Below are 22,237 nucleotides of genomic sequence, written 5' to 3'. Positions count from 1 at the left end.
GGAAGACCGGTCAGCTGGTGGCGAGAGCCTCCGTGGGAGTGAGGTTCGCGGCGCGGCGGGCCGGATACACCCCCGCGAGGGCCCCGATGGCGAACGCGGCCAGCGCGCCGCCGACGATCGCCGATACGGGCAGGACCAGTGGCCAGTCCCGGTAGAAGGCGTAGCCGAGGCAGGTCGCCAGGCCGATGCCGACGCCGGAGATCCCGCCGAGCGCGGAGAGGGTCACGGACTCGGTGAGGAACTGGAGCCTGATCTGCCCGCGGGTCGCGCCCAGCGAGCGGCGCAGGCCGATCTCCTGGCGGCGCTCCAGTACCGAGATCACCATGATGTTGGCGATGCCGACGCCTCCGGCGAGCAGCGCGATGGCGCCCAGGCCGAAGAACAGGGAGTTGAAGGTGCGCTCCGCGGCGGCCTGCGCGGTCAGCGCGTCGGAGGGCCGGGAGACCATCACCTCCTCCGGGTGCTCCGGATTGACGGTGTAGGAGAGCACCGCGCGGACCGCTTCCACCGAGCTCTCGGTGGAGCGTTCGTAGAGCGTGGTGACCCGGCCGTCGAAGCCCATCCGGGTGGCGTAGTCCCAGCCGATCAGGGCGGAGCGGTCGATCTCGGGGGCGAGCGCGACATCGTCGAGGACGCCGACGACCAGGAACCACTGGCCGTCGATGTAGATGTGCCCGCCGGCGCGGTCGATACCGAGCCGCTCGGAGGCGGTGGAGCCGAGGACCACCGCCGGGTACTGGCCGGTCGCGGAGTTGAGGAAGGCGCCGGAGGCCACCGTGCCGTTGAGGGTGCCGAGGAGGTTGGTGCGGGCGGCCTGCACCGCGACGCCGCTGGTCGTCTTGGAGTCGATCTTGTCGGTGCGGCGGGCGGTGGCGTCCTCGACGAGTCCGGTGGCGGAGACCCCGGTGACACCGGGGACGCGGGAGACCATGCCCTCGGCGCCGGTGGGCAGCTTGGACTGCTTGCCGGTGAGGGTCGTGCCGGGTTCGACGGTCAGCAGATTGGTGCCGAGCGCCTCGATCTCGGCCATCAGCGCGGCCCGGCTGACCGTGCTGATGCCCACGAGGCCGATCATGGCGGCGACGCCGATGGCGATACCGAGTGCCGACAGCACCGCGCGCAGCGGTCGGCCGCGCAGACCGTCGAGGCCGACGGCGGCCAGGTCGCCGGCCCGCAGGCGGGCCGGTTCCGGTAGGGGCTTCATGCCGGTACTCCCGTATCGGCCTGGATCCGGCCATCGCGGATCTCCAGGCGGCGCGGCAGTGCTGCCGCGACATCGAGGTCATGGGTGATCACCACGATGGCGGTGCCGTCGCGGTTGAGTTCGCGGAGCAGTTTCAGCACCCCGGCGCCGGAGGCGGTGTCGAGGTTGCCGGTGGGTTCGTCGGCGAGCAGCAGGGGTGGGTTGCCGACCACCGCGCGGGCGATGGCGACGCGCTGCTTCTCGCCGCCGGAGAGCTGGTGCGGGCGGTGGTCGAGGCGGTGCCCGAGGCCGACCCTGCGCAGCGCCGCGCGGGCCCTGCGGCGGCGCTCGCGCGGGGCGATGCCGTGGTAGAGGAGGCCGGTGGCGACATTGTCCATGGCGGACAGATGCGGGGTGAGGAAGAACTGCTGGAAGACGAAGCCGATCCAGTGGGAGCGGACCGTGGCGAGGGTGCGGTCGGGGAGTTTCGCGGCGTCGTGGCCCTCGATGAGGACCCGGCCGGTGCTGGGCCGGTCGAGCGTTCCCATCATGTTCAGCAGGGTCGACTTGCCGGAGCCGGACGGGCCGAGGATCGCGACGAGTTCGCCCGCGCGGACGGTGAGGGAGGCGCCGTGCAGGGCCTTGACCCCGCCCGCGTACTCCTTGCTGACGTTGTCGACCTCGATGACGGGGCTCTCGGCCGGGGCGAGGCCCCTGGGGACGGCCCGGTTGTCGGTGGTGGGCTCGACGGCGGTGCCGGTGCGGTCGGTCATGACTCGGGCACCTGCACCTTCATGCCGGCCTTCAGGTTGCCCTTGACCTCGACCTTCTCGCCTTCGAAGATGCCCAGCTCGACGGGGACCGAACGCACCGTGCCGTCGGCGTCGACGACCTTGACCTCGTACTTTCCCTCGGAGGAGGCCAGCAGGGCGTTGATCGGTACCGCCAGCACGTCCTTGTGCTCCTCGCTGGTGAATCCGACGGTGGCCGGGGCGCCGTCGAGGTTGCCCGCGCCGCCCTTCTTGTCGAGGGTGATGTAGACCGGGACCGTGGCGTTCTCCGTGCCCTCGCCGGTCTGGGACTCGGAGTTGGTGTCACCGGCGGTGGCGACGGAGCCGATGGAGTCGACCGTGCCGGTGGTCTTCTCGTCGCCGGGCAGGGTCACCTCGACCTTGGCGCCCTTCTCGGCGAGGCTCTGGTCGGTGACGGGCAGGTCGACGGTGATCCGGCGGGCGGTGCCGCTGGCGGTGAGGACCGGGCCGGACGCCCGGCCGCCGAGGGTGGCCTCGACCTTCGTCACCCGGATCTCGTTGGACTGGATCACCACATCGCCCGGCTTGACGATGCCGGTCTCGGAGACGCCGAGGTCCTCCTGCCACTCCTCGACGGCGTCGGCGGTCGCGGAGGTGAACTCCTCGTTCAGGGTGAAGGAGCCGCCGTAGCCCAGCTCGGTGAGGTTGCGCTCCAGCACCTCCACGTCCTCGCCGTCGTCCATGCCGTATTCGAGGTTCCGCCAGAACGGCGTCGACCCGTAGAACAGCGGCACATCGTGTCCGTCGACGCCGTAGACGCGGTCGCCGCGCTGGATGACATCACCGGTGCCGGGGAGGGCGGTGATGCGTCCGGTGCTCTCGGCGACGATGGAGCGGCTGGCGGAGTAGCCCAGCTCGCCGTCCACCTGGGTGGTGTTGACCATGTCGGTGGTGACGACCTCGGCGGTGGGCAGCGTCGAGGTGTCGGTGTCGCTGCCGCCGCCGTCGTCCCGCGCCACATAGAGGGCGCCGGCCGCGCCGACGACCAGGACCGTCGCCCCGGCGACCCAGGCCACCCAGCGGCGGCGGCGCCGGGGCGGCGGCTCGTCGTCATCGTCGGGGTCCGCGCGCTTCTCCAGGCCCCGTACGACCTCGGCCACCTCGCGCTCCTCGCGCTTGGCCAGGGCCCGGCCGGCCTCGGACTCCTCCCCGGGCCGCAGCTCCTGCGCGTGCCCCTGATCCGGCTCCTGACCGGACTGCGCGTCCCGCTGCCGCACCGGGGGCGTGGCCTCAGACTCGATCATGGCTAAGCCTCCGATTGTTTCCCCCGGCGTCCCCGCGGGCCGGACCGGAAAGGAGGTCTACGGTCGCCGGAGCCGTGGGAGTTGACAAAATCTGCATGTGTTCAGACTGGACCGTCACAGGTTTCCCTGCGGTTACCGTGTCCCTTAACCCTCGCCTTATGAGGCGGATTAGGTCCCCGTTCAACTGCGCCGACGCCGGGGTTGAACAGCGCGCGGCGGGCCCCGCCAGGGCATCGTGGCACCGTTACGGCTTATGGCCGCTGTGCACGCCCTGTGCACGCTTTCACTGCTTTCTACTTCGCGGGTACGGTCGCTGACCGCAGTCCCGGCCGGAAAGGAAGATTTCGTGGCCATGATGGGGGGCCCGCGCATGGGCCCGACGCCACTGGGCGTCGACAGCTCGATCACCAAACAGAGAATCAAGCCCGGCACCGTGCGCCGCATCGTTCCGTATGCCCTGCGCTACCGCTGGTCGTTGGCGGTGATCATGCTGACGACGGCCCTGAGCGCGACCATCACGGCATCCAGCCCGCTGCTGCTCAAGGTGATCATCGACGACGGCATCGCCCAGCGCCGCGAGGGGCTGGTGATCGCGCTGGCGCTGACCATCGCCGGGCTCGCGCTGGTCGATGTGACCCTGGTCTTCGTGCAGACCTGGTTCTCCGGACGGGTCGGTCAGGGCATCGTCTACGACCTGCGCTGCCGGGTGTTCGGGCATGTCCAGCGGCAGCCGCTGGCGTTCTTCACCCGGGCGCAGACCGGTGCCCTGGTCAGCAGGCTCAACACCGATGTGGTGGGCGCCCAGCAGGCGATCACCACCCTGCTGTCGCAGGCGGTGTCGATGCTGCTGACGCTGGTTCTCGTCCTCGGCATGATGTTCTATCTGTCGTGGCAGATCACCCTCGCCGCGCTGGTGATGGTGCCGTTCTTCCTGCTGCCCGCGAAGCTGGTGGGCCGCAGGCTCCAGCGGCTCACCCGGCAGGGCATGGGCCTGAACGCCGACATGGGCTCGATGATGAACGAGCGGTTCAATGTGTCCGGCGCGATGCTGGCGAAGCTGTACGGCCGCCCGGAGGACGAGGCGGACCGGTTCTCCGGCAAGGCGGCGCAGGTGCGGGACGTGGCGATCACCACGGCCGTGTGGGGCCGCATGCTGTTCATCATCATGACGCTGATCACCGGCGTGACCACCGCCATGGTCTACGGTCTCGGCGGTCTGCTCACCATCGACGGCACCGTGCAGATCGGCACCCTGGTGGCCATGGTGACCCTGCTGATGCGGCTGTACGGGCCGCTGAACCAGCTGTCGAACATGCAGGTCAATGTGATGATCGCGCTGGTCAGCTTCGACCGGGTCTTCGAGGTCCTGGACCTCAAGCCGCTGGTCGACGAGAAGCCCACCGCGCGGCCGCTGCCCACCGCCCCCGACCGCCCCACCCCGGACATCGAGTTCGACTCGGTGACGTTCCGCTACCCGTCCGGCGACGAGGTGTCGCTGGCCTCCCTGGAGACGATCGCGCTGCCCAGCCCCGAGCGGCGGGACAACGCCGTCGTCCTGGACGAGGTGAGCTTCCTCGCGCCGTCCGGGAAACTGACGGCGCTGGTCGGCCCGTCGGGCGCCGGGAAGACCACGGTCACCCAGCTCGTGCCACGGCTGTACGACCCCACCTCCGGGACGGTCCGCATCAGCGGCCAGGACGTCCGGGACCTGACCATGCGGTCCCTGAACGACACCGTCGGCATCGTCACCCAGGACGCGTATCTCTTCCACGACACGATCCGGGCGAATCTGCTGTACGCGCGGCCGGGCGCCGAGGAGGCCGAGCTGATCGAGGCGTGCGAGGCGGCCCGGATCTGGCCGACGATCTCCTCGCTCCCCAACGGCCTCGACACCATCGTCGGCGACCGGGGCTACCGGCTGTCCGGGGGTGAGAAACAGCGGGTGGCGCTCGCCCGGCTGCTGCTGAAGTCACCGCCCGTGGTGATCCTGGACGAGGCGACCGCGCATCTGGACTCCGAGTCGGAGGCGGCGATCCAGCGGGCCCTGAAGACCGCCCTGTCGGGCCGTACGTCGCTGGTCATCGCGCACCGGCTGTCCACGATCCTGGAGGCCGACCAGATCCTGGTCCTGGACAACGGCCGCATCAGTGAGCGCGGCACCCACGGCGAACTCCTCGCCGCCGAGGGTCTCTACTCCGAGCTGTACCGCACCCAGTTCGCCGTGCAGGGCGTCGGCGCCGGGGCCGGGGCCGTGTCGGGCCCCGTCCCGGGCGCGCGGAACGGCGGACGCCCGAAGCGCCCCGAACACCACCACCGTCCCCGACCGAGAACCCCCGAGAGCGAAGGACTCTGACGTGCCGAATCCTTTCGAAGACCCGGAAGCGAACTATCTCGTCCTGGTCAATGACGAGGGCCAGCACTCGCTGTGGCCCGTGTTCGTGGCCGTGCCCGACGGCTGGACCGCCGTGTTCGGTGAGGCCGGGCGGCAGGACTGCCTCGACTACATCGAGAAGTCCTGGACCGACATGCGGCCCAAGAGCCTGATCGAGGCCATGAAGGAGAAATGACCGTGGACACCGCGGAGTCGGAAGCGGAAGCGGAAGCGGGCGCGGCAGCGGGCGTGGGAGCCGACGCCTGGCGGCCGTACGAGATCGGTCCGGACACGGCCGGTACCACCGACCTGACCGGCTGGCTCGACCGGACGGGCCCCCGGGCGCTGACCGAGTTGCTCACCGAGCGCAAGGCGCTCGTCTTCAGGGACTTCGGTGTCGCACCGGACGCCGTGGACCCGCTGTTCGCCCGGCTGGTGCCGGACCGGCTGCCCTATGTGCACGGCAACTCGCCGCGCACCAAGGTCGGCGGCAATCTCTACACCTCGACGGAGTACCCCCAGCAGTACACGATCTCCATGCACAACGAACTCAGCTACGCCCACCGCTGGCCCACCCGGATCGCGTTCTACTGCGAGCGGGCCCCGGAGAGCGGCGGCGCGACCCCGGTGCTGGACGGGGAGCTGTGGCTCGGCTCACTGGACGCGGAGGTCCGCGACGCGTTCGCGGGCGGTGTCCGCTACGTCCAGAACCTGCACGACGGGCTGGGCTTCGGGAAGAGCTGGCAGGACACCTTCGAGACCGACGACCGGGCGGCGGTGGAGGCGTTCCTGCGGGACGCGCGCGCCGAGTGGGAGTGGACGGAGGACGGCCTGCGGGTCGTCCAGCTCCGCCCGGCGACCGCCGAGCACCCGGTGACCGGCGCCGAGGTGTGGTTCAACCAGGCCGACCAGTGGCATCCGGCGGGCCTCGGCGACCAGGCGTCGGCGGAGCTGTACGACATCCTGGCGCCGGAGGAGTTCCCGCAGTACGTGACCTACGCCGACGGCACGGCGATCCCCGACGCGCACATCGAGCAGATCCTCCACCGGGGCCTGGCCGGCGCGGTGGACGTCGACTGGCGGGCCGGTGACGTCCTCCTCATCGACAACGTCCTCCTGGCCCACGGCCGCCGCCCGTTCACCGGGAACAGGCGGGTACTGGTGGCGATGTCGGACGTATAGCCCGACCGGCTCCGGATGTCCGGGCGCGCCCCCTCTGACGGGGCCGCGCCCGGCCTTTTTGCGCGCCCGGGGGGGACTGGCCCAGTGTGGGGCCGGGGGCGGCGCCTGGTCTTCTGCGGGCCCCGGGGGGGCAGGTGCGGCTCTCTGCGCGCCCCGGGGGCGCCTGGCCCTCTGTGGGCCCCGGGGGCAGCGCCCGGCCTTCTTACACCGAGGGAGCCGCGCTTGGTCTTCGGCGCGTCCGGAGGGCCACACCCGGCCTTCTGCGCGCCTGCGAGGGCCGAACCGGGTCGTGGCGGCGCCCGGTCCGCTACCCGCCCCGGAGGCCGCGCCCGGCTTCTCTGCCGCACCTGGAGGGCCACGCCCGGCCCTTGAGCGCTCGCGGAGAACCGCGCCCCGGCACCGGCGTGCGCCGAACAGGACTGCGCGCAGAGCGCCACTTGAGTCATCGGGCGGTCAGCCGAAAGTCGGCCGGGCCCCTCAAGCCGGGCAGCGCCGCTGCAAGTCGGGCCAGATAGGCGCAGGCCCGGCAAGGAAGCCACGAGCCAGCCCCGCAGCCGGAAGCCCGGCAGGTCGGATGTCAAACCCAAGCCCCGCAGCGCCGCCTCAAGCCCCGCAAGACAACCGCACTGTCAGCAACGCAACCGATAGCCGGCCGGAGTATCCCGGCCGGCTATCGAAGCCGCAGCCTCAACCGCGTCCGCCCCCGCCCCCGCGCGGAGCGCCAAGCGCTCACCCACGCATCGGCCGCAACCGCGGACGCGCCTCAACCCCGTTCGCCGCATCCGTCCCGTCCGCGATACCCGCGTTGTCCGCCATCCAGGTCGCCAGGTCGGCCGGGGTGGGGCGGTCGAAGAGGATCTGGATGGGGAGTTCCTCGCCGAGGGTCACCCGGACGCGGCTGACGAGTTTGGTGGCCAGCAGGGAGTGGCCGCCGAGGACGAAGAAGTCGTCGTGGACGCCGACCGCGGGCAGGGCGAGGATCTCGGCGAAGGCGGCGCACAGGGCCTCTTCGCGGGCGTCCGCCGGACGGCGGCCCGCGCCCGCGGCGGCGGCCCGGTCGGGGGCCGGGAGGGCGGCCCGGTCCAGCTTGCCGTTGGCGGTCAGGGGCAGCGCGTCCAGGACGACGACGGCGGACGGCACCATGTGCGGCGGCAGTTCCTGCCGGGCCCGGCGGCGTACCGCCTCGGCGAGGGCGGTGCCGTCGGTGCGGTCGGCGGGGGTGACGTAGGCGACGAGGTGGCGGTCGCCGGGGACGTCCTCGCGGACGACGACCGCGGCGGCGGCCACGTCGGGATGGGCGGCGAGCACCGTGCGCACCTCCCCCGGCTCGACCCGGAAGCCGCGGATCTTGACCTGGTCGTCGGCGCGGCCGAGGTACTCCAGGACGCCGTCGGGGCGCCGCAGGCCCCGGTCGCCGGTGCGGTACATGCGGGTGCCGTCGCCGAAGGGGCTGGCGACGAACCGTTCGGCTGTGGTGCCGGGGCGGCCGACGTAGCCGCGGGCGAGTTGTTCGCCCGCCACGTACAGCTCCCCGGGGGCGCCCGCCGGGACCGGCTGGAGGGCGTCGTCGAGGACGTGGAGGGCGGTGTTGGCGACGGGGGTGCCGAGGGGGACGCCGGTGGGGGTGACGGTGGTGGTGTCCAGGGGGCCGGTGGTGACACCGATGGTGGTCTCGGTGGGGCCGTAGTGGTTGAACACCGCCCGGCCGTCGGCCGCCTGGAGGAGCTGGGTGACCCAGTCGGGGGGCGCGGCCTCGCCGCCGAGGACCAGGGTGCGGTGCGGGAGGAGCCAGCGCAGATCGCCGGTGGCGCCGAGCGCGGCGAGGTGGGAGGGGACCATCTTGACGTGGTCGATGCGGTGCCGGGCCAGATAGCCGGTGACGGCGAGCGGGTCGGCGACGTCGGCCGCGTCCAGGAGGTGGAGTTCGCCGCCGGTGGTGAGGGCGGCGAACAGGACGGTGTTGCCGAGGTCGGTGGTGAGGGGCTGGAGGAGGGCGTAGCGGGCGCCGGGGTCGCCGAGGCCGATGCGGGGCGGGACGTGGGTGACGTAGTTGGCGAGGGCGGCGTGGGTGACGGCGACGCCCTTGGGGCGTCCGGTGGAGCCGGAGGTGTAGATGACGTAGGCGAGGGCGCCGGGGTGGGTGGCGGGTTCGGGCGGGGTGTCGGGCTGGGCGGCGAGGGTGGCGGCCACGGTGGGGTCGTCGAGGGCGATGGTGGTCAGGCCGCCCATGACGGGCATGTCGTCGAGGAGGTCGGTGGTGCCGATCAGGGCGACGGCGCGGCTGTCGGTGAGCATGTGGCCGAGCCGGGGCGCGGGGTAGGCGGGGTCGAGCGGGAGGTAGGCCGCTCCGGCCTGCCAGACGCCGAGGATCGCGGCGATCGCGTCGGCGCCGCGCGGCAGGCACAGGGCGACGACGCTCTCGGGGCCGACACCGAGGCCGCGCAGTTGGTGGGCCAGGCGCCGGGCGCGCAGCTCCAGTTCGCGGTAGGAGGTGGCGGTGGAGCCGTGGACGACGGCGGTGGCGTCGGGGGTGCGGGCGGCCTGGGCGGCGAGGAGTTGCGGGACGGTCAGTGCGGCGGTCGGCGCCTCGGTGCGGTTGCCCTCGGCGGCGAGGCGCAGCCGCTCGGCCGGGTCGAGGACGGCGACGGCGGTGAACGGGGTGTGCGGGGCGTCGGTGAGGACGGTGACGAGACGGTCCAGGCAGATGTGGAGGAGGTCCTGGATGCGGGCGGGTTCGGCGGGGGCGACGGCGTCGACGGTCACGGAGAACCCGGCGGCGGTGTCCCGGACGATCAGGGTGACGGGGTAGTTGGTGCGTTCCTCGGAGTGGCGCACGGTGACGCCGTCGAGGCCGGTGCCGGTCTCGGTGAGGGGCAGGCCGTGCTGGTAGTTGAGGATGGAGGTGAACAGGGGTCCGCCGGGCGGTACGGCGCTGGCCCGCTGGGCGAGGGCGAGCGGGGCGTGCTCGTGCTCCAGGAGTTCGGCGAGGCGTCCGCGCAGCCGGGTCAGGGCGGCGGCGGTGGGGTCGGCGTCGACGCGCAGCCGCAGCGGCAGGGTGTTGAGGAACAGCCCGGCCGCCCGGTCGGCGCCGACCCCGGCGTTCATGCGGCCGGTCAGGACGGTGCCGAACACCACGTCGTCCCGGCCGGACACGGCGGCCAGCACCCGGGCCCAGGCGAGGTGGAAGAGGGTGGCGGGGCTGACGCCGAACCCTCGGGCGGTCGCGCGGAGCCGGGCGGCGAGATCCTCGTCGACGGCGCGGTCGGCGCGGGTGACGGTGGCGCCGTCGCCGCGTACGTCGAGCAGGCCGAACACGGCGGTGGGCTCGGTGACATCGCCGAGCAGGGCGGCGAAGTAGCGCTCGTGTTCCTCGGCGGGGGTGCCGAAGCGGGCCTGGGCGACGAGGTCGCGGTAGGGCAGCGGGGCGGGCAGGTGCTCGCCGCGGCCGGTGAGGAAGGCGCGGACCTCGTCGAGGAGGAGTCCGACGGTGGTGTGGTCGCCCATCATGTGGTGGACGCGCAGCAGGACGAGGCGGGGGCCGTCACCGGGGTCGGTGAGGACGTGGACGCGCAGCAGCGGGGCGCGGTCGAGTTCCATCCAGGTGCCGCCCGCGGCGAGGAGCTGCGCGACGGGGTCGCGCGCGGGGTCGCGGGTGAGGTGGGTGACGGGGACGGGGGCGCGGCGCCAGACGACCTGGACGGGCTCGCGCAGTCCGGCGGAGAGGATCGCCGTGCGGTACACGTCGTGCCGGTCCACGACCTGCTGGACCGCGGTGAGGAAGGCGTCGAGCCGTGCGGACGAGTCCAGTTCCAGGACCACGGAGCGCATATAGACGTCGGTGTCGCCGTCGGCGCGGGCGAGGTGGTGGAAGAGCATGCCTTCCTGGAGCGGCGCCAGCGGGTAGATGTCGGCCACATTGGCGGCGCCGCCGTCGACGCGGGCGCAGATCAGGTCGATCTCGTCCTGGTCGAGCGCGGTGAGCGGCAGCATGGCGGGGGTGAGCCGGGTCGCGCCGTCGGGGATGAGGTTGGGGGCGACCTCGACGGGTTCGGGTCCGGCGACGGTGGCGAGACCGGCCGGGGTCGGGGTGAGGAACAGGGCGCGGACGGACACGGACAGGCCCCGGGTGCGCAGATCCTCCACGAGGGCGACGGCCACCAGCGAGTTCCCGCCGAGCGCGAAGAAGTCCTCCTCGGGGCCCACCACATCGAGCCCGAGGACCCGCGCGTACGCCGCGCAGAGGATCTCCTCCTGTACGGTCCCGGGGGCGCGTCCGGCGGCGCCGCTCGCGGCCCGCTCGGGTTCGGGGAGGGCGGCGCGGTCGAGTTTGCCGCTGGGGGTGAGGGGGAGTTCGGGCAGGACGACGAAGGTGGCGGGGACCATGTGCTCGGGCAGCCGCTGGGACAGCTGGTGCCGGACCCGTTCGCCGAGTCCTTCGATGCCGTCGAGGTCGTCCGGGTCGTCGGGGACTAGGTAGGCGACCAGTCGTGTCCCGCCGGTGAGGTCGTCGCGGGCGGTGACGGCGGCGGCGGTGACGGCGGGGTGGACGGCGAGGGCGGTCTCGATCTCGCCGGGTTCGACCCGGAAGCCGCGGATCTTGAGCTGGTCGTCGGCCCGGCCGGCGAACTCCAGCCGTCCGTCGCCGCCCCAGCGGGCCCGGTCGCCGGTGCGGTACATGCGCTCGCCGGTACCGAAGGGGCAGGCCACGAAGCGTTCCCCGGTCGGTCCCGGCCGGTTCACATACCCGCGGGCGAGACCGGCGCCCGCGAGGTACAGCTCGCCGGGGACGCCCGCGGGCACCGGTTGCAGCCAGGTGTCCAGGACATAGGCGCGGACGCCGTCGAGGGGGGTGCCGATGGGGACGCGTCCGCTCGCGGTGTCCTGGGCGGTGAGGCGGGTGGTGGTGGCGCCGATGGTGGCCTCGGTGGGCCCGTAGTGGTTGTGGATCGCGCGGTCCCCGGCCGCCGTGAGCAGATCGGCGACCCAGGCGGGTGCGGCGGCCTCACCGCCGAGCACCAGGGAGCGGGCGGGCAGGACGGCGGCGGGCCCGGCCTGCGCGCAGAGCGCCGCCAGATGCGAGGGGACGGCCTTGAGGTGGTCGATGCGGTGGTCGGCGAGATGGGCGGCCATGGCGACCGGGTCGAGCACGGCGTCCCCGTCCAGGACGTACAGGGTGCCGCCGGTGGTGAGGGAGGCGAACAGCAGGGTGTTGCCGAGATCGGTGACCTGCGGCTGGAGCAGGGCGTGGCGGGTGCCCTCGCCGCCGAGGCCGAGCCGCCGGGGCGCGGCGGCGGCGTAGTGGGCGAGGGCGCCCTGGGTGACGGCGACGCCCTTGGGGGTGCCGGTGGAGCCGGAGGTGTAGACGACGTAGGCGAGCTGGCCGGGCCGGAGTGCCGGCCACTGTCCCGGGGCGGGGGCCGGGGCGGTCATCTCGTCCAGGGTGACGATGCGCACCTGTCCGGCCGGCTGGTCCTCGACCAGTTCCTCGGTGGTGAGGAGGATGACCGCGCGGCTGTCGCGGAGCATGAACGAGGTGCGTTCGACGGGCTGGTGGGTGTCGAGCGGCAGATAGGCGGCTCCGGCCCGCCAGACGCCGAGCAGCGCGGTGATGGTCTCGGCGCCCGGGGGCAGGCAGAGGGCGACCACCGACTCGGGGCCGATCCCGGCCGCGGTCAGCTGCCGGGCGACCGCCTCGGCCCGCTCGCGCAGCGCCGCGTACGACAGGGCGGTGCCGTCCTGGTGGACGGCGACGGCGTCGGGGGTGCGGTCGGTCTGGGCCCAGAACCGTTCCAGGACGGTCGCCGCGGGGGCCGCCGTCGCCGCCGCGCCGCCGCTCCAGTCGGTGAGGACGCGGGCGCGTTCGGTGTCGTCGAGGAGTCCGGCCTCGCTGAGGCGGAGCCGGGGGGTGTCGGTGACCGTGCGCAGCAGCCGCAGCAGCCGTTCGGCGAGGCCGTGGGCGAAGGCGGGGTCGAAGAGGTCGGCGGAGGCGGTGACGGAGCCGGTGAGTCCGGCGGGGCGGGCGTCGGCGTCGAAGTTCTCGTTGACCATGACATCGAGGTCGAACTTCACGCCGGGGCGGGCGCCCTCGACCGGCGCCACCTCGATGCCGGGCAGGTCGAGTGCCACATCGGCGGTGTTCTGCATGGTGAGGACGGTCTGGAAGAGCGGGTTGCGGGCGACGGAGCGGGCCGGGGCGAGTTCCTCCACCAGCCGCTCGAAGGGCACGTCCTGGTGGGCGAAGGCGCCCAGTGTCACCTCCCGGACCCGGTGCAGCACCTCGCGGAACTCGGGGTCGCCGGACAGGTCGGTGCGGATGACGACGGTGTTGACGAAGCAGCCGACGAGTTCGTCCAGGGCCTCGTCGGCGCGTCCGGCGACTGCCGAGCCGATGGGGATGTCGGTGCCCGCCCCGAGGCGGGACAGCAGCACGGCGAGCGCGGCGTGCAGCACCATGAAGACGGTCACGCCCTCGGCGCGGGCCAGTTCGGTGATCCGGGCGTGCAGGTCGGCGGGGGCGTCGAGGGGGACGTCGTGGCCGTGGTGTCCGGCGACGGCGGGGCGGGGCCGGTCGAAGGGCAGGGCGAGTTCCTCGGGGATGCCGTCCAGGGCCCGGCGCCAGTAGGCGACCTGGGTGGTCATCAGGCCGTCCGGGTCGTCGTCGGCGCCGAGGAGTTCGCGCTGCCAGAGGGTGTAGTCGGCGTACTGCACGGGCAGGGGCCGCCAGTCGGCGGGGCGGCCCTGGCTGCGGGCGGTGTACGCGGTGGACAGGTCGCGGGTGAGGGGGCCCATGGACCAGCCGTCGGCGGTGATGTGGTGGACGACGACGACCAGGACGTGGTCCTCGGCGCCGAGGGCGAACAGCCACGCCCTGATGGGTGGTTCCGTCGTCAGGTCGAAGGCGTGCCCGGCGGCGCGGGCGATGGCGTCGGGGAGGTCCTCGGGTGTGGTGAGTTCGATCGCCGGCTGTCCGCTGAGGGTGTCGGCGCCGACGAGGTGCTGGTGGTGCCGGCCGTCGGCTATGGGGAACCGGGTGCGCAGGGCCTCGTGCCGGGCGAGGACATCGCGGTACGCGGCGCTGAGGGCGTCGCGGTCCAGGGCGCCGGTCAGGCGCAGCACGATGGGGGCGTTGTAGGTGGTGCCGCGGCCTTCGAGTCGCTCCAGGAAGAGCAGTCTGCGCTGGGCGAAGGAGGGCGGGACGAGGTCGGGGCGGGTCTGCGGGACGAGGGCGGGGCGGCGCGCGGGGGTGCCGGTGGCGGTGGCGGCGGTCTCGGCGAGGTGCGCGGCGAGTCCGGCGGGGGTCGGGACCCGGAACAGGTCGCGCATCTCCAGTTCGGCGCCGAGGGCGGCGCGGACGCGGGAGATCAGCCGGGTGGCGAGGAGCGAGTGGCCGCCGAGTTCGAAGAACCCCTCGTCGGGGCCGACCGCTTCCAGGCCGAGGATCTCGGCGAAGACCCCGCAGAGGATCTCCTCCTGCGGGGTGGCGGCGCGGCCGGTGCCGGTGGTGCGGCCGGGGGCGGGGAGCGCCCGCCGGTCGATCTTCCCGCTGTGGGTGAGCGGGAACTCGGGCAGCACGACGAACGCGCCGGGCACCATGGGCGCGGGGAGGCGGCCGGTGAGGAACTCGCGGAGCCGGCCGGGCAGATCGCCGCCGGAGCCGGGCTCGTGGCCGTCGCGGGCGTCGGTGACATAGGCGACCAGCAGACGGTCACCGGAGGCGGAGCCGGAGTCCGAGTCGGTGCCGGAGTCCGAGTCCGTGCCGGGGTCGGGGTCGCGGGCCACGACCACGGCCTGGGCGACATCGGGGTGGCCGCCGAGCGCGGCCTCGATCTCGGCGGGCTCGACCCGGTACCCGCGGATCTTGAGCTGTCCGTCGGCGCGGCCCACGAACACCAGGTCCCCGCCGCCGGTCCGGCGCACCCGGTCGCCGGTGCGGTAGAGCCTGCCGCCGGTGCCGTCCGGGTCGGCGACGAACCGCTCCGCGGTCAGCGCGCTGTTGCCGGTGTAGCCGCGGGCGAGGCCGGGACCGGCGACATACAGTTCGCCGGTGGCTCCGGCGGGCACGGGCTCCAGGAAGTCGTCCAGGACCAGGACGCGGGCGCGGGCGACGGGGGTGCCGATGTCGGGCGCGGCGCCGGGCACCAGGGGGGCGGACATGGTGGCGCAGATCGTCGTCTCGGTCGGGCCGTAGGCGTTGACCAGGTCGCGTCCGGCCGCCCAGCGTTCCACCAGGTCGGGGGTGAGGGCCTCGCCCGCCGACACCAGGGTGCGCAGGGAGGGGAGGTCGCCGGGGTCGAGGGCGGCGAGGACGGCGGGCGGCAGGGTGGCATGGGTGACGCCGTGCCGGGACACCACCGAGGCGAGGCCGCCGCCGGGGAGGAGGTCGTCGGCGGGGGCGGTGACCAGGGCGGCGCCGGTGCCCAGGGACATCAGCAGTTCCCAGGTCGCCGCGTCGAAGCCGATCGACGCGAACTGGAGGACCCGGCTGCCGGGGCCGACGCCGAGCCGGGCGGCCTGGGTGGTGACCAGGGCGGCCACGCCCGCCTGGGTGAGGGCGACGCCCTTGGGGCGTCCGGTCGACCCGGAGGTGTAGATGACATAGGCGAGCTGGCCGGGACGGGGCCGGTGCGGCGGCCGGGTGGAGGGCTGGGCGTCGATCGCCGCGCGCACCCGGGGATCGTCGACGGCGAGGGCCAGCAGTCCCTGCGCGGGCAGGTCGTCGAGCAGGTCCTCGCTGGTCAGCAGGGCCACGGCACCGCTGTCGGAGAGCATGTAGGCGACGCGTTCGAGGGGTTGGCGGGGGTCGATCGGCAGATATCCGGCGCCGGTCTTCGCCACGGCGAGCAGGGTGGTGACGAGATCGACGCCCCGGTTCAGCACGACGGCGACGACGGACTCGCGGCGCACCCCGAGCCCGGTCAGCTGGTGGGCGAGCCGGTTGGCCCGCGCGTCGAGTTCGGCGTACGTGAGGAGTTGTCCGTCGGCGATCAGGGCGGGCGCGTCGGGTGCCAGGTCGGCCTGGACGTGGAACAGCTCGGGGGCGGTCAGCGCCGGGACCGGGAGGGTGTCGGCGCAGGGCGCGGGGTGCTCGCCGGTGTCGTAGAGGCGGACGCCGCCGATGGGGGCGTCGGGGGCGGCGGTGGCCAGCCAGTCGAGGACCCGGCGGAAGCGGCGCAGCAGATCGCCGGCGGCGCCGGGCTCGTGGCGCTCGCCGTTGACATCGACGTCGATACGGACGGTGGCGTCGGTGACCTGGTCGTAGACGTTGATCTGCCGGTCCTCGGTGGGGCCGTGGGTGAGGTTGTGGACGGTGGTGGCGGCGGTGCCGAAGCGGGGCGGGTAGCCGTAGCCGAGGATGTTGACATTGAGGTCGAACAGGGCCGCGGCGCCGCCGGGGTTGAGTTCGCGGGCCACGTCCTCGTAGCGGTAGCGCTGGTGGCGCAGGCCCTCGCCGATCGCGGCGGCGGTGCGGCGGACGATCTCGGCGACGGTGAGGTCGGGGGTGAGCCGCAGCCGGATTGCCATGACGTTGGAGGTCATGCCGACGACGCGCTGTTCGCGGCGCCCGATCCGGCCGAGGACGGGGACGCCGAGGACGATGTCCCGGGCGCCGCTGACGCGGTGCTGGTAGACGGCCGCGGCGGCGACGACCACGGCGGCGAACCCGGTCTTCAGCTCGCGGGCGGCGGCCCGGACCCGTTCGGCGTCGTCGGCGGGCAGGTCGGCGCTGGCGCGGACCGGGGTCCCGGCGCGCGGGGCGCCGCCCTCGGCGCGCTCCTCCACACCGGCCAGCGCCTTCGTCCAGTACGCGCGGTCGCGGGCGTGGGCGGGCGAGGCGCGGTAGGCCCGCTCGGAGTCCACCAGGACCGAGGCGGGGTCGGTCGGGTCCGGGTGGTGCTCGCGGCCCGCCAGGAGAGCGGCGTACGCCTCGGCGACCCGGGCGGTGGACAGGGACGCGCCGTGCCCGTCCGTGATGAGGTGGTGGGCGCGGTGGTACCAGAGCACCCGGCCGTCTCCGACGACGAGGACGGCGATGGCGCACAGCGGGCCGGCCAGCACATCGACCGGGCGGCTGAACTCCGCGCGCATCCACGCCTCGGCCGCGGCCCTCGGGTCGGGTTCGGTGCGGACGTCGACGAGTTGCACCGGGACCTCGGCGTCCCGGTCGACGTACTGCCGGGGTTCGCCGTCGGCCAGGACGAAGCGGAGCCGGTAGGCGTCGACCCCGGCGAGCGCCAGCCGCAGTGCCCGCACCAGCAGATCCGGGTCCACCCCGCCGTCGATGTCCAGGTACTCGGCGACATTGAGGACGACATCGTCGCGCGCGACCTGCTGCGCGTACCAGATGCCGAGCTGGGCGGCGTTCAGGTGCCACGGCGCGGTGGCCTCGGTGGAGGTCATCGTCCCTCACCCGCCGACCGGAACCGAGACCCGCTTTCCGACACGTCGATTGGAATCGGCACGGGCCGTCCTCCCGGGAAGGTGAATGCTGGCGAATGGTGCCGGGCACTGCGTGGGATTCGGCCACGGCCGTCCGCGTGCCCGGCAGGGAAGGTCGCGGCAGGTCGCTGGACTTCCCTGAACAGTCGGTCGAGGTGGAAAAGGGGGGCGTGGCCCGCCGGGTACTGAACCTTCCGCGCCATCTTCGCCAGGGCCGGTAGGGGCGTCAACAGACAGCCACTGCCTGCGCGTTCAGGTGTTCAACCGCGGCGGTGCCACGGTTAAACAGCGGTCGGCTAGGAATACGGACAGGTATGCACGCAGACTTTCCGGTCTTGGGGCCGCCGCTGCCGCCGGCGGCGGACGGAATCGACCGGGGAGTGGATTTCTGGTGATGAACGGAACCGCCGGGGAAACCGCGGAGCGTGTTCCACCGGACCGTCCGGCGCTGCCGGGGGAGATCGCGGAACTGACCGATCCCGGCCATCGCGAGGACCCGTATCCCTATCTGGAACGCCTGCGTGAGCGCTCCCCCTACAAGCCGTTCGACGGGCTGGTCATCGTGGGGCGGCACACCCAGGTCTCGACGCTGCTGCGCGATCCGACGATGAGTTCGGCCCGGGACCGTGCCACGCTGGCACCGACCCCACGGGGGCCGCGCACCCTCAACTTCATCCATCTCGACCCGCCGGACCACACCCGCTACCGCCGACTGGTGGCGGGCGCCTTCGCGCGCCGGCAGATCGCCGGGCTCGAACCCCGGATCCGCGAGATAGCCGGCGAACTCATCGAGGCGGGCGCGGAGTCCGGGTCGTTCGACGTGGTGGGGGGCCTCGCCTATCCCCTGCCGCTCCAGGTGATCTGCGAACTGCTGGGCGTCCCCTTCGAGGACCGGCAGCAGCTCCAGGACTGGACGGGCATCCTGTCCGAGGAACTGGAACCGCCGCTCGGCGGGGCCCCGCAGCGGCCCGCGCGGGAGGCGACCCGGGCACGGGCCGGGTTCGTGGTGTACTTCCGCGCGCTGATCGAGGAGCGGCGCTCCCACCCCCGCGACGATCTGATCTCGCATCTCCTCCAGGTCGAGGAGCACGGCGAGCGGCTGGACGACGCCGATGTGCTGGCGACCTGTGTGCTGCTGCTCAACGCGGGCTACGAGACCACCGTCAACCTGATCGGCAACGCGGTGCTCGCGCTGCTGCGCCACCCCGACCAGTACGCCCGGCTGCGCGCCGACCCGGTGGGAACCGCCCCGGCGGTCGTCGAGGAGGTCCTGCGCTACGACGCCCCGGTGCAGATGACCACCCGGGTCGCCCGCGAGGCCGGAAGCATCGGTGGGACGGAACTGCGGCCCGGGGACACCGTGCTGCTGTTGCTGGGGGCCGCCAACCGGGACCCCGAGGTCTATCCGGACCCGGCCGTCTTCGACATCGGCCGCACCCCCGCCGCACCCCATCTGACGTTCTCGGCGGGCCCGCACTTCTGCCTCGGGGCGGGACTGGCCCGGCTGGAGGCGGCCATCGCCCTGGAACTCTTCGCCACCCGGCTGGACGCGCCACGGCTGCGCCCCGGCGAACTCGTCTACCGGCCCAATCTCAATCTGCGGGGACCGGCCCGGCTCCCGATCGACCTGGACGCCGTCCGCCCCGGCCGGGTGCCCGGCGCCCGGACGGCCGCCCCCGCCGAAGGACGTTCCCATGACGTATGACCTGACCGACGCCCCGGACATGGTGACACTGTTCCGCCAGCAGGTGGCGGCCCAACCCGACGCCGAGGCCCTCGCGTATCTCGCCGACCCCTCCGACCTCGACGGCGGGGTACGGCGCTGGTCGTACGCCCGGCTCGACCGGGAGGCCCGGCTCCGCGCCGTCTGGCTGCACGACCGGCTGCCCCCCGGCTCCCGGGTGCTGCTGCTGCACCCGACCGGGCTGGAGTTCGCGGCGGCCCTGTTCGGCTGTCTGTACGCCGGGATGATCGCGGTACCGGCACCGCTGCCGGGCGGCCACCGCCATCACCGCAGACGCCTCGCGGCCATCGCCCGGGACTCGGGAGCGGCGGCCGTGCTGACCACGGCGGACCAGCTCACCGAGGTGGGCGAGTGGGCGGCGGAGCTGCCGGGCGAGCCGGTGCGGGTGATCGCCGGGGATCTGCTGGAGACCGACGCCGGGGACCTTCTCGCCGCCGCCGAGCCCGGGGCGTGGCAGCCGGTGCCGGTGGACCGGTCGACGATCGCCGTGCTCCAGTACACCTCGGGGTCGACCGGCGACCCCAAGGGCGTGGTGCTCCAGCACGAGCACATTCTCTTCAACGCCGCCGTCGGCTCACCCCCGCTGGACTTCAGCGGGCAGGTCGGCGGCTGGCTGCCGCTCTACCACGACATGGGGCTGTTCACCCAGATCGTCTGGCCGCTGCTGCTGGGCGGCCGGTCGGTGCTGATGGCGCCCACGGCGTTCATCCGGCGCCCGGCGCAGTGGCTGCGGATGATCGATGTCTTCGGCGTCGAGCTGTCCTTCGCGCCGAACTTCGCGTTCGACCTGTGCACCCGCAAGGTCCGGGACCGGGATCTCGCCGGGCTGGACCTGTCCCGCTGGCGGGTGGCCGGCTGCGGCTCGGAACCCATCGACGCGCGGGTCCTGACCGCGTTCGCCGAACGGTTCGCCCCCGCCGGGCTCAACCCGCACGCGGTGACGGCCTGCTATGGCATGGCGGAGACCTCGGTGTATGTGTCGGTGGACTACCCGGGGCCGCTCCGGACCCTCCAGGTGGACCTGGAGGCGCTGGCCCAGGGCGAGTTCACCCCGGCTGCCGAGGGCCGGGCCACCCGGGAGATCGTCGCCTGCGGTCGCCCGGACGCCTCGTACGACACCCTGATCGTCGATCCGGAGAGCCGGGAGGTCCTGCCGGACGGGCGGCTGGGGGAGATCTGGCTGCGGGGGCGGAGCGTGTCGTGCGGCTACTGGGGGCGCGACGACAACGCGGACCTCTTCGACGCGGCGACGGCGGACGGCGGGCGCGGCTTTCTGCGCACCGGGGACCTCGGGGTGTTCAGCGGCGGGGAGCTGTATGTCCACGGGCGGCTCAAGGACCTGATCATCGTGCACGGCCGCAATGTGTACCCGCAGGACATCGAGTACGAACTGCGCGCCCAGCACCCGGAGCTGGGCCGCACCGGGGTGGTCTTCGCCGGTGCGGGCACCGACCCCGGCGACCATGACTCGTCCGTGGTCGTCACCCACGAGGTGGTCGGCATCCCGGCCGACCGGCTGCCCGCGCTCGCCGCCGAGATCCGGCACACGGTGGGCCGCGAGTTCGGCATCGCCGTCGCCACCGTCGCCCTGGTGAAGCCCGGCACGGTCCTGCGGACCACCAGCGGCAAGGTCCGCCGCTCCGCGATGCGCGACCTGTTCCGCGAGGGCCGTCTGGTCTCCCTGCACCAGGACCCGCGCTGACGCCCGCCCCTCCAGCCAGCCAGCCACGAGGAGACATCCGCATGCACCCTCCGACCACCGACGACGGCACCGAGGCCGAGCTGCGCACCTGGCTCCGCGTCTACCTCGCCGAGGAACTGAAACTCACGCCCGACGAGATCGACCCCGAACAGCCCATGTCCGTCTACGGACTGGACTCGGTCCGGGCCATCACCCTCATCACGGAGGCCGAGGACCACATCGGCTGCGAACTCGACCCCAACGCCCTGTGGGAGTACCCCACCGTGGCCGCCTTCGCCGGTCTGCTCGCCGAGCACGCGACCCGGCTGCGTACGGCGGCGTCGTAGACCTCAGGAAGCGGTGCGGCCGGTCGCCGCGTCCGCGCAGTACAGCCGGTGCCGTCCGCCGCCCGACGCGAGGAAGAGCACCCGGTCGGCACCGAGCGGCACCGGCGCGCCCACCTCCCCGTCGCCCCCGCGCCACACCACCCGGCCGTCACGGACCGCGGCGATCTCCCGCCCGTCACCGGCGAACAGATACTCCGCCCCGGCGGCGAGGTCCCAGGGCATGAGGGACCGGCCGTCCGGCCCCCGCACGGTCTGCCGCGGCGGACGCCCCCGCGCCCCGGCCCGGACGGCGTGCAGCACGGGATGCCCGAGGACCCGCCTCCCCGGCGGCCGGGACCGGGTGACGGCGTACACCCAGCCGTCCGCGCCGACCGCGGTGCGCTGGAGAAGGACCCGCCGCCACGGGGAGAGCGACACATCGAGCAGCGGCCCGGCCGCCCGGCCGGACCCGTCCCGGGCGAAGAGCCGGATCCGGGCCCGGAGCACGTCCTCGAACAGGATCCCGCCGCCGTCCACCAGCTCGGGGCTGCCGTGGACGCGCCTCAGCGCCCCCTCGGGGAACCGGACCCTGGACAGCTCCTCCCCCGTGTCCGAGGCCCGCACCGACAGCTCCCCCTGCTCCCACACATGGAAGACGGCTTGGTCGACGGGCCCCTCCGGGTCGAGGAGTTGGCCGTACGCACCCCGCCAGAGTCCGTCGCCGGTACGGGTGTCCAGCGCGCGGGGGGCATCGGCGCCGACGATCACCCGGTCCCCGCGCACCAGGACACCCCAGAGATGGCGGAAGGCCCGCTCCCACAACCGCTCCCCCGACCTCGCGTCCACAGCGGCGAGGACGCTCCCCGCCTTGGCGGAGTGGCTCCACAGCAGCACGACCGCCCCGGCGCCGAGCACAGCGGTCCGCGGGTCCCGGTCCCGCAGCGTCCACCGCACCGATCCACTCGCCCGGTCCAGCGCCGTGAACCCACCGGGCGGCCCCGCCTCCCGCAGCGGGATCACGACCACCCCGTCCGCCCCCACCGCCTCTGCCGGCACCGGCCCGCCGAGCGGATCGCTGCACCACAGGATCCGGCCGCCCCCGGCGTCGACGGCGGCGACCCGGCCGCCCTCCACCGGCACGTACACCCCGGACCCCACCACCCCCGGCGGCCCCACCTCCCCCGCCCTCAGGGTCCACAGCCGCCCGTCGTCCACGTCGACCGTCAGGGGCAGGCTGTCATCGGGCATGGCGGGAAG

At 73.5% G+C, this 22,237-nt stretch carries 11 protein-coding genes; 6 read left to right on the top strand and 5 right to left on the bottom strand.

Features of this window, described 5'->3' with window-relative positions; translation table 11 throughout:
* Positions 1-10: 10 nt before the first annotated feature.
* From ABZX40_RS05395 to ABZX40_RS05385, 3 genes are read right to left on the bottom strand one after another with little or no spacing between them, the layout of a single operon-like run.
* Entirely contained in the window at positions 11-1,204 is a 1,194-nt protein-coding gene (locus ABZX40_RS05395) for an ABC transporter permease (protein WP_355741757.1), read from the bottom strand.
* Positions 1,201-1,956, bottom strand: coding sequence for an ABC transporter ATP-binding protein (locus tag ABZX40_RS05390; protein ID WP_355741760.1), 756 nt, complete (start codon positions 1,954-1,956; stop codon positions 1,201-1,203). The genes ABZX40_RS05395 and ABZX40_RS05390 overlap by 4 nt, the downstream gene beginning before the upstream one ends.
* Positions 1,953-3,239, bottom strand: coding sequence for a peptidoglycan-binding protein (locus tag ABZX40_RS05385; protein ID WP_355741763.1), 1,287 nt, complete (start codon positions 3,237-3,239; stop codon positions 1,953-1,955). The genes ABZX40_RS05390 and ABZX40_RS05385 overlap by 4 nt, the downstream gene beginning before the upstream one ends.
* 352 nt (positions 3,240-3,591) lie before the next feature.
* On the opposite strand from ABZX40_RS05385, the gene ABZX40_RS05380 reads away from it, so the two are divergent.
* Genes ABZX40_RS05380 through ABZX40_RS05370 form a run of 3 tightly spaced genes read left to right on the top strand, consistent with a single transcriptional unit; the run spans position 3,592 to position 6,792 of the window.
* Positions 3,592-5,592: an ABC transporter ATP-binding protein gene (locus tag ABZX40_RS05380; protein ID WP_355741941.1), complete on the top strand. Its 2,001-nt coding sequence runs from the start codon at positions 3,592-3,594 to the stop codon at positions 5,590-5,592.
* Position 5,593: 1 nt separating this feature from the next.
* The gene (locus tag ABZX40_RS05375) at positions 5,594-5,806 is read left to right on the top strand and encodes an MbtH family protein (RefSeq protein ID WP_355741766.1); all 213 of its coding nucleotides are present in this window, start codon (positions 5,594-5,596) and stop codon (positions 5,804-5,806) included.
* A complete protein-coding gene (locus tag ABZX40_RS05370) occupies positions 5,803-6,792 on the top strand; it encodes a TauD/TfdA family dioxygenase (protein WP_355741769.1) in 990 nt (329 codons plus the stop codon). The genes ABZX40_RS05375 and ABZX40_RS05370 overlap by 4 nt, the downstream gene beginning before the upstream one ends.
* Positions 6,793-7,521: 729 nt before the next feature.
* Here the strand turns inward: ABZX40_RS05370 and ABZX40_RS05365 are convergent.
* Complete coding sequence (locus ABZX40_RS05365; protein WP_355741772.1) at positions 7,522-17,190, bottom strand: amino acid adenylation domain-containing protein; 9,669 nt, start codon at positions 17,188-17,190, stop codon at positions 7,522-7,524.
* A gap of 433 nt (positions 17,191-17,623) precedes the next feature.
* On the opposite strand from ABZX40_RS05365, the gene ABZX40_RS05360 reads away from it, so the two are divergent.
* The 3 genes from ABZX40_RS05360 to ABZX40_RS05350 are packed head-to-tail and all read left to right on the top strand — an operon-like array spanning position 17,624 to position 21,001.
* Entirely contained in the window at positions 17,624-18,934 is a 1,311-nt protein-coding gene (locus ABZX40_RS05360; protein ID WP_355741775.1) for a cytochrome P450, read from the top strand.
* Positions 18,924-20,675, top strand: coding sequence for a fatty acyl-AMP ligase (locus ABZX40_RS05355; RefSeq protein WP_355741778.1), 1,752 nt, complete (start codon positions 18,924-18,926; stop codon positions 20,673-20,675). The genes ABZX40_RS05360 and ABZX40_RS05355 overlap by 11 nt, the downstream gene beginning before the upstream one ends.
* Before the next feature lie 41 nt (positions 20,676-20,716).
* Positions 20,717-21,001 (top strand): acyl carrier protein, encoded by a 285-nt coding sequence (locus ABZX40_RS05350; protein ID WP_355741781.1) that lies wholly within the window; start codon positions 20,717-20,719, stop codon positions 20,999-21,001.
* A 3-nt stretch (positions 21,002-21,004) separates the two neighbouring features.
* On the opposite strand, the gene ABZX40_RS05345 is transcribed toward ABZX40_RS05350, so the two are convergent.
* Positions 21,005-22,228, bottom strand: coding sequence for a PQQ-binding-like beta-propeller repeat protein (locus ABZX40_RS05345; protein WP_355741784.1), 1,224 nt, complete (start codon positions 22,226-22,228; stop codon positions 21,005-21,007).
* Positions 22,229-22,237 lie beyond the last annotated feature (9 nt).

Origin of the sequence: Streptomyces sp. NPDC004610 (genome assembly GCF_040609715.1) — a bacterium.
Taxonomy (GTDB): domain Bacteria; phylum Actinomycetota; class Actinomycetes; order Streptomycetales; family Streptomycetaceae; genus Streptomyces.
Note: the sequence above shows the minus strand (reverse complement) of the source record. Positions and strands in the feature narration are given on the sequence as shown.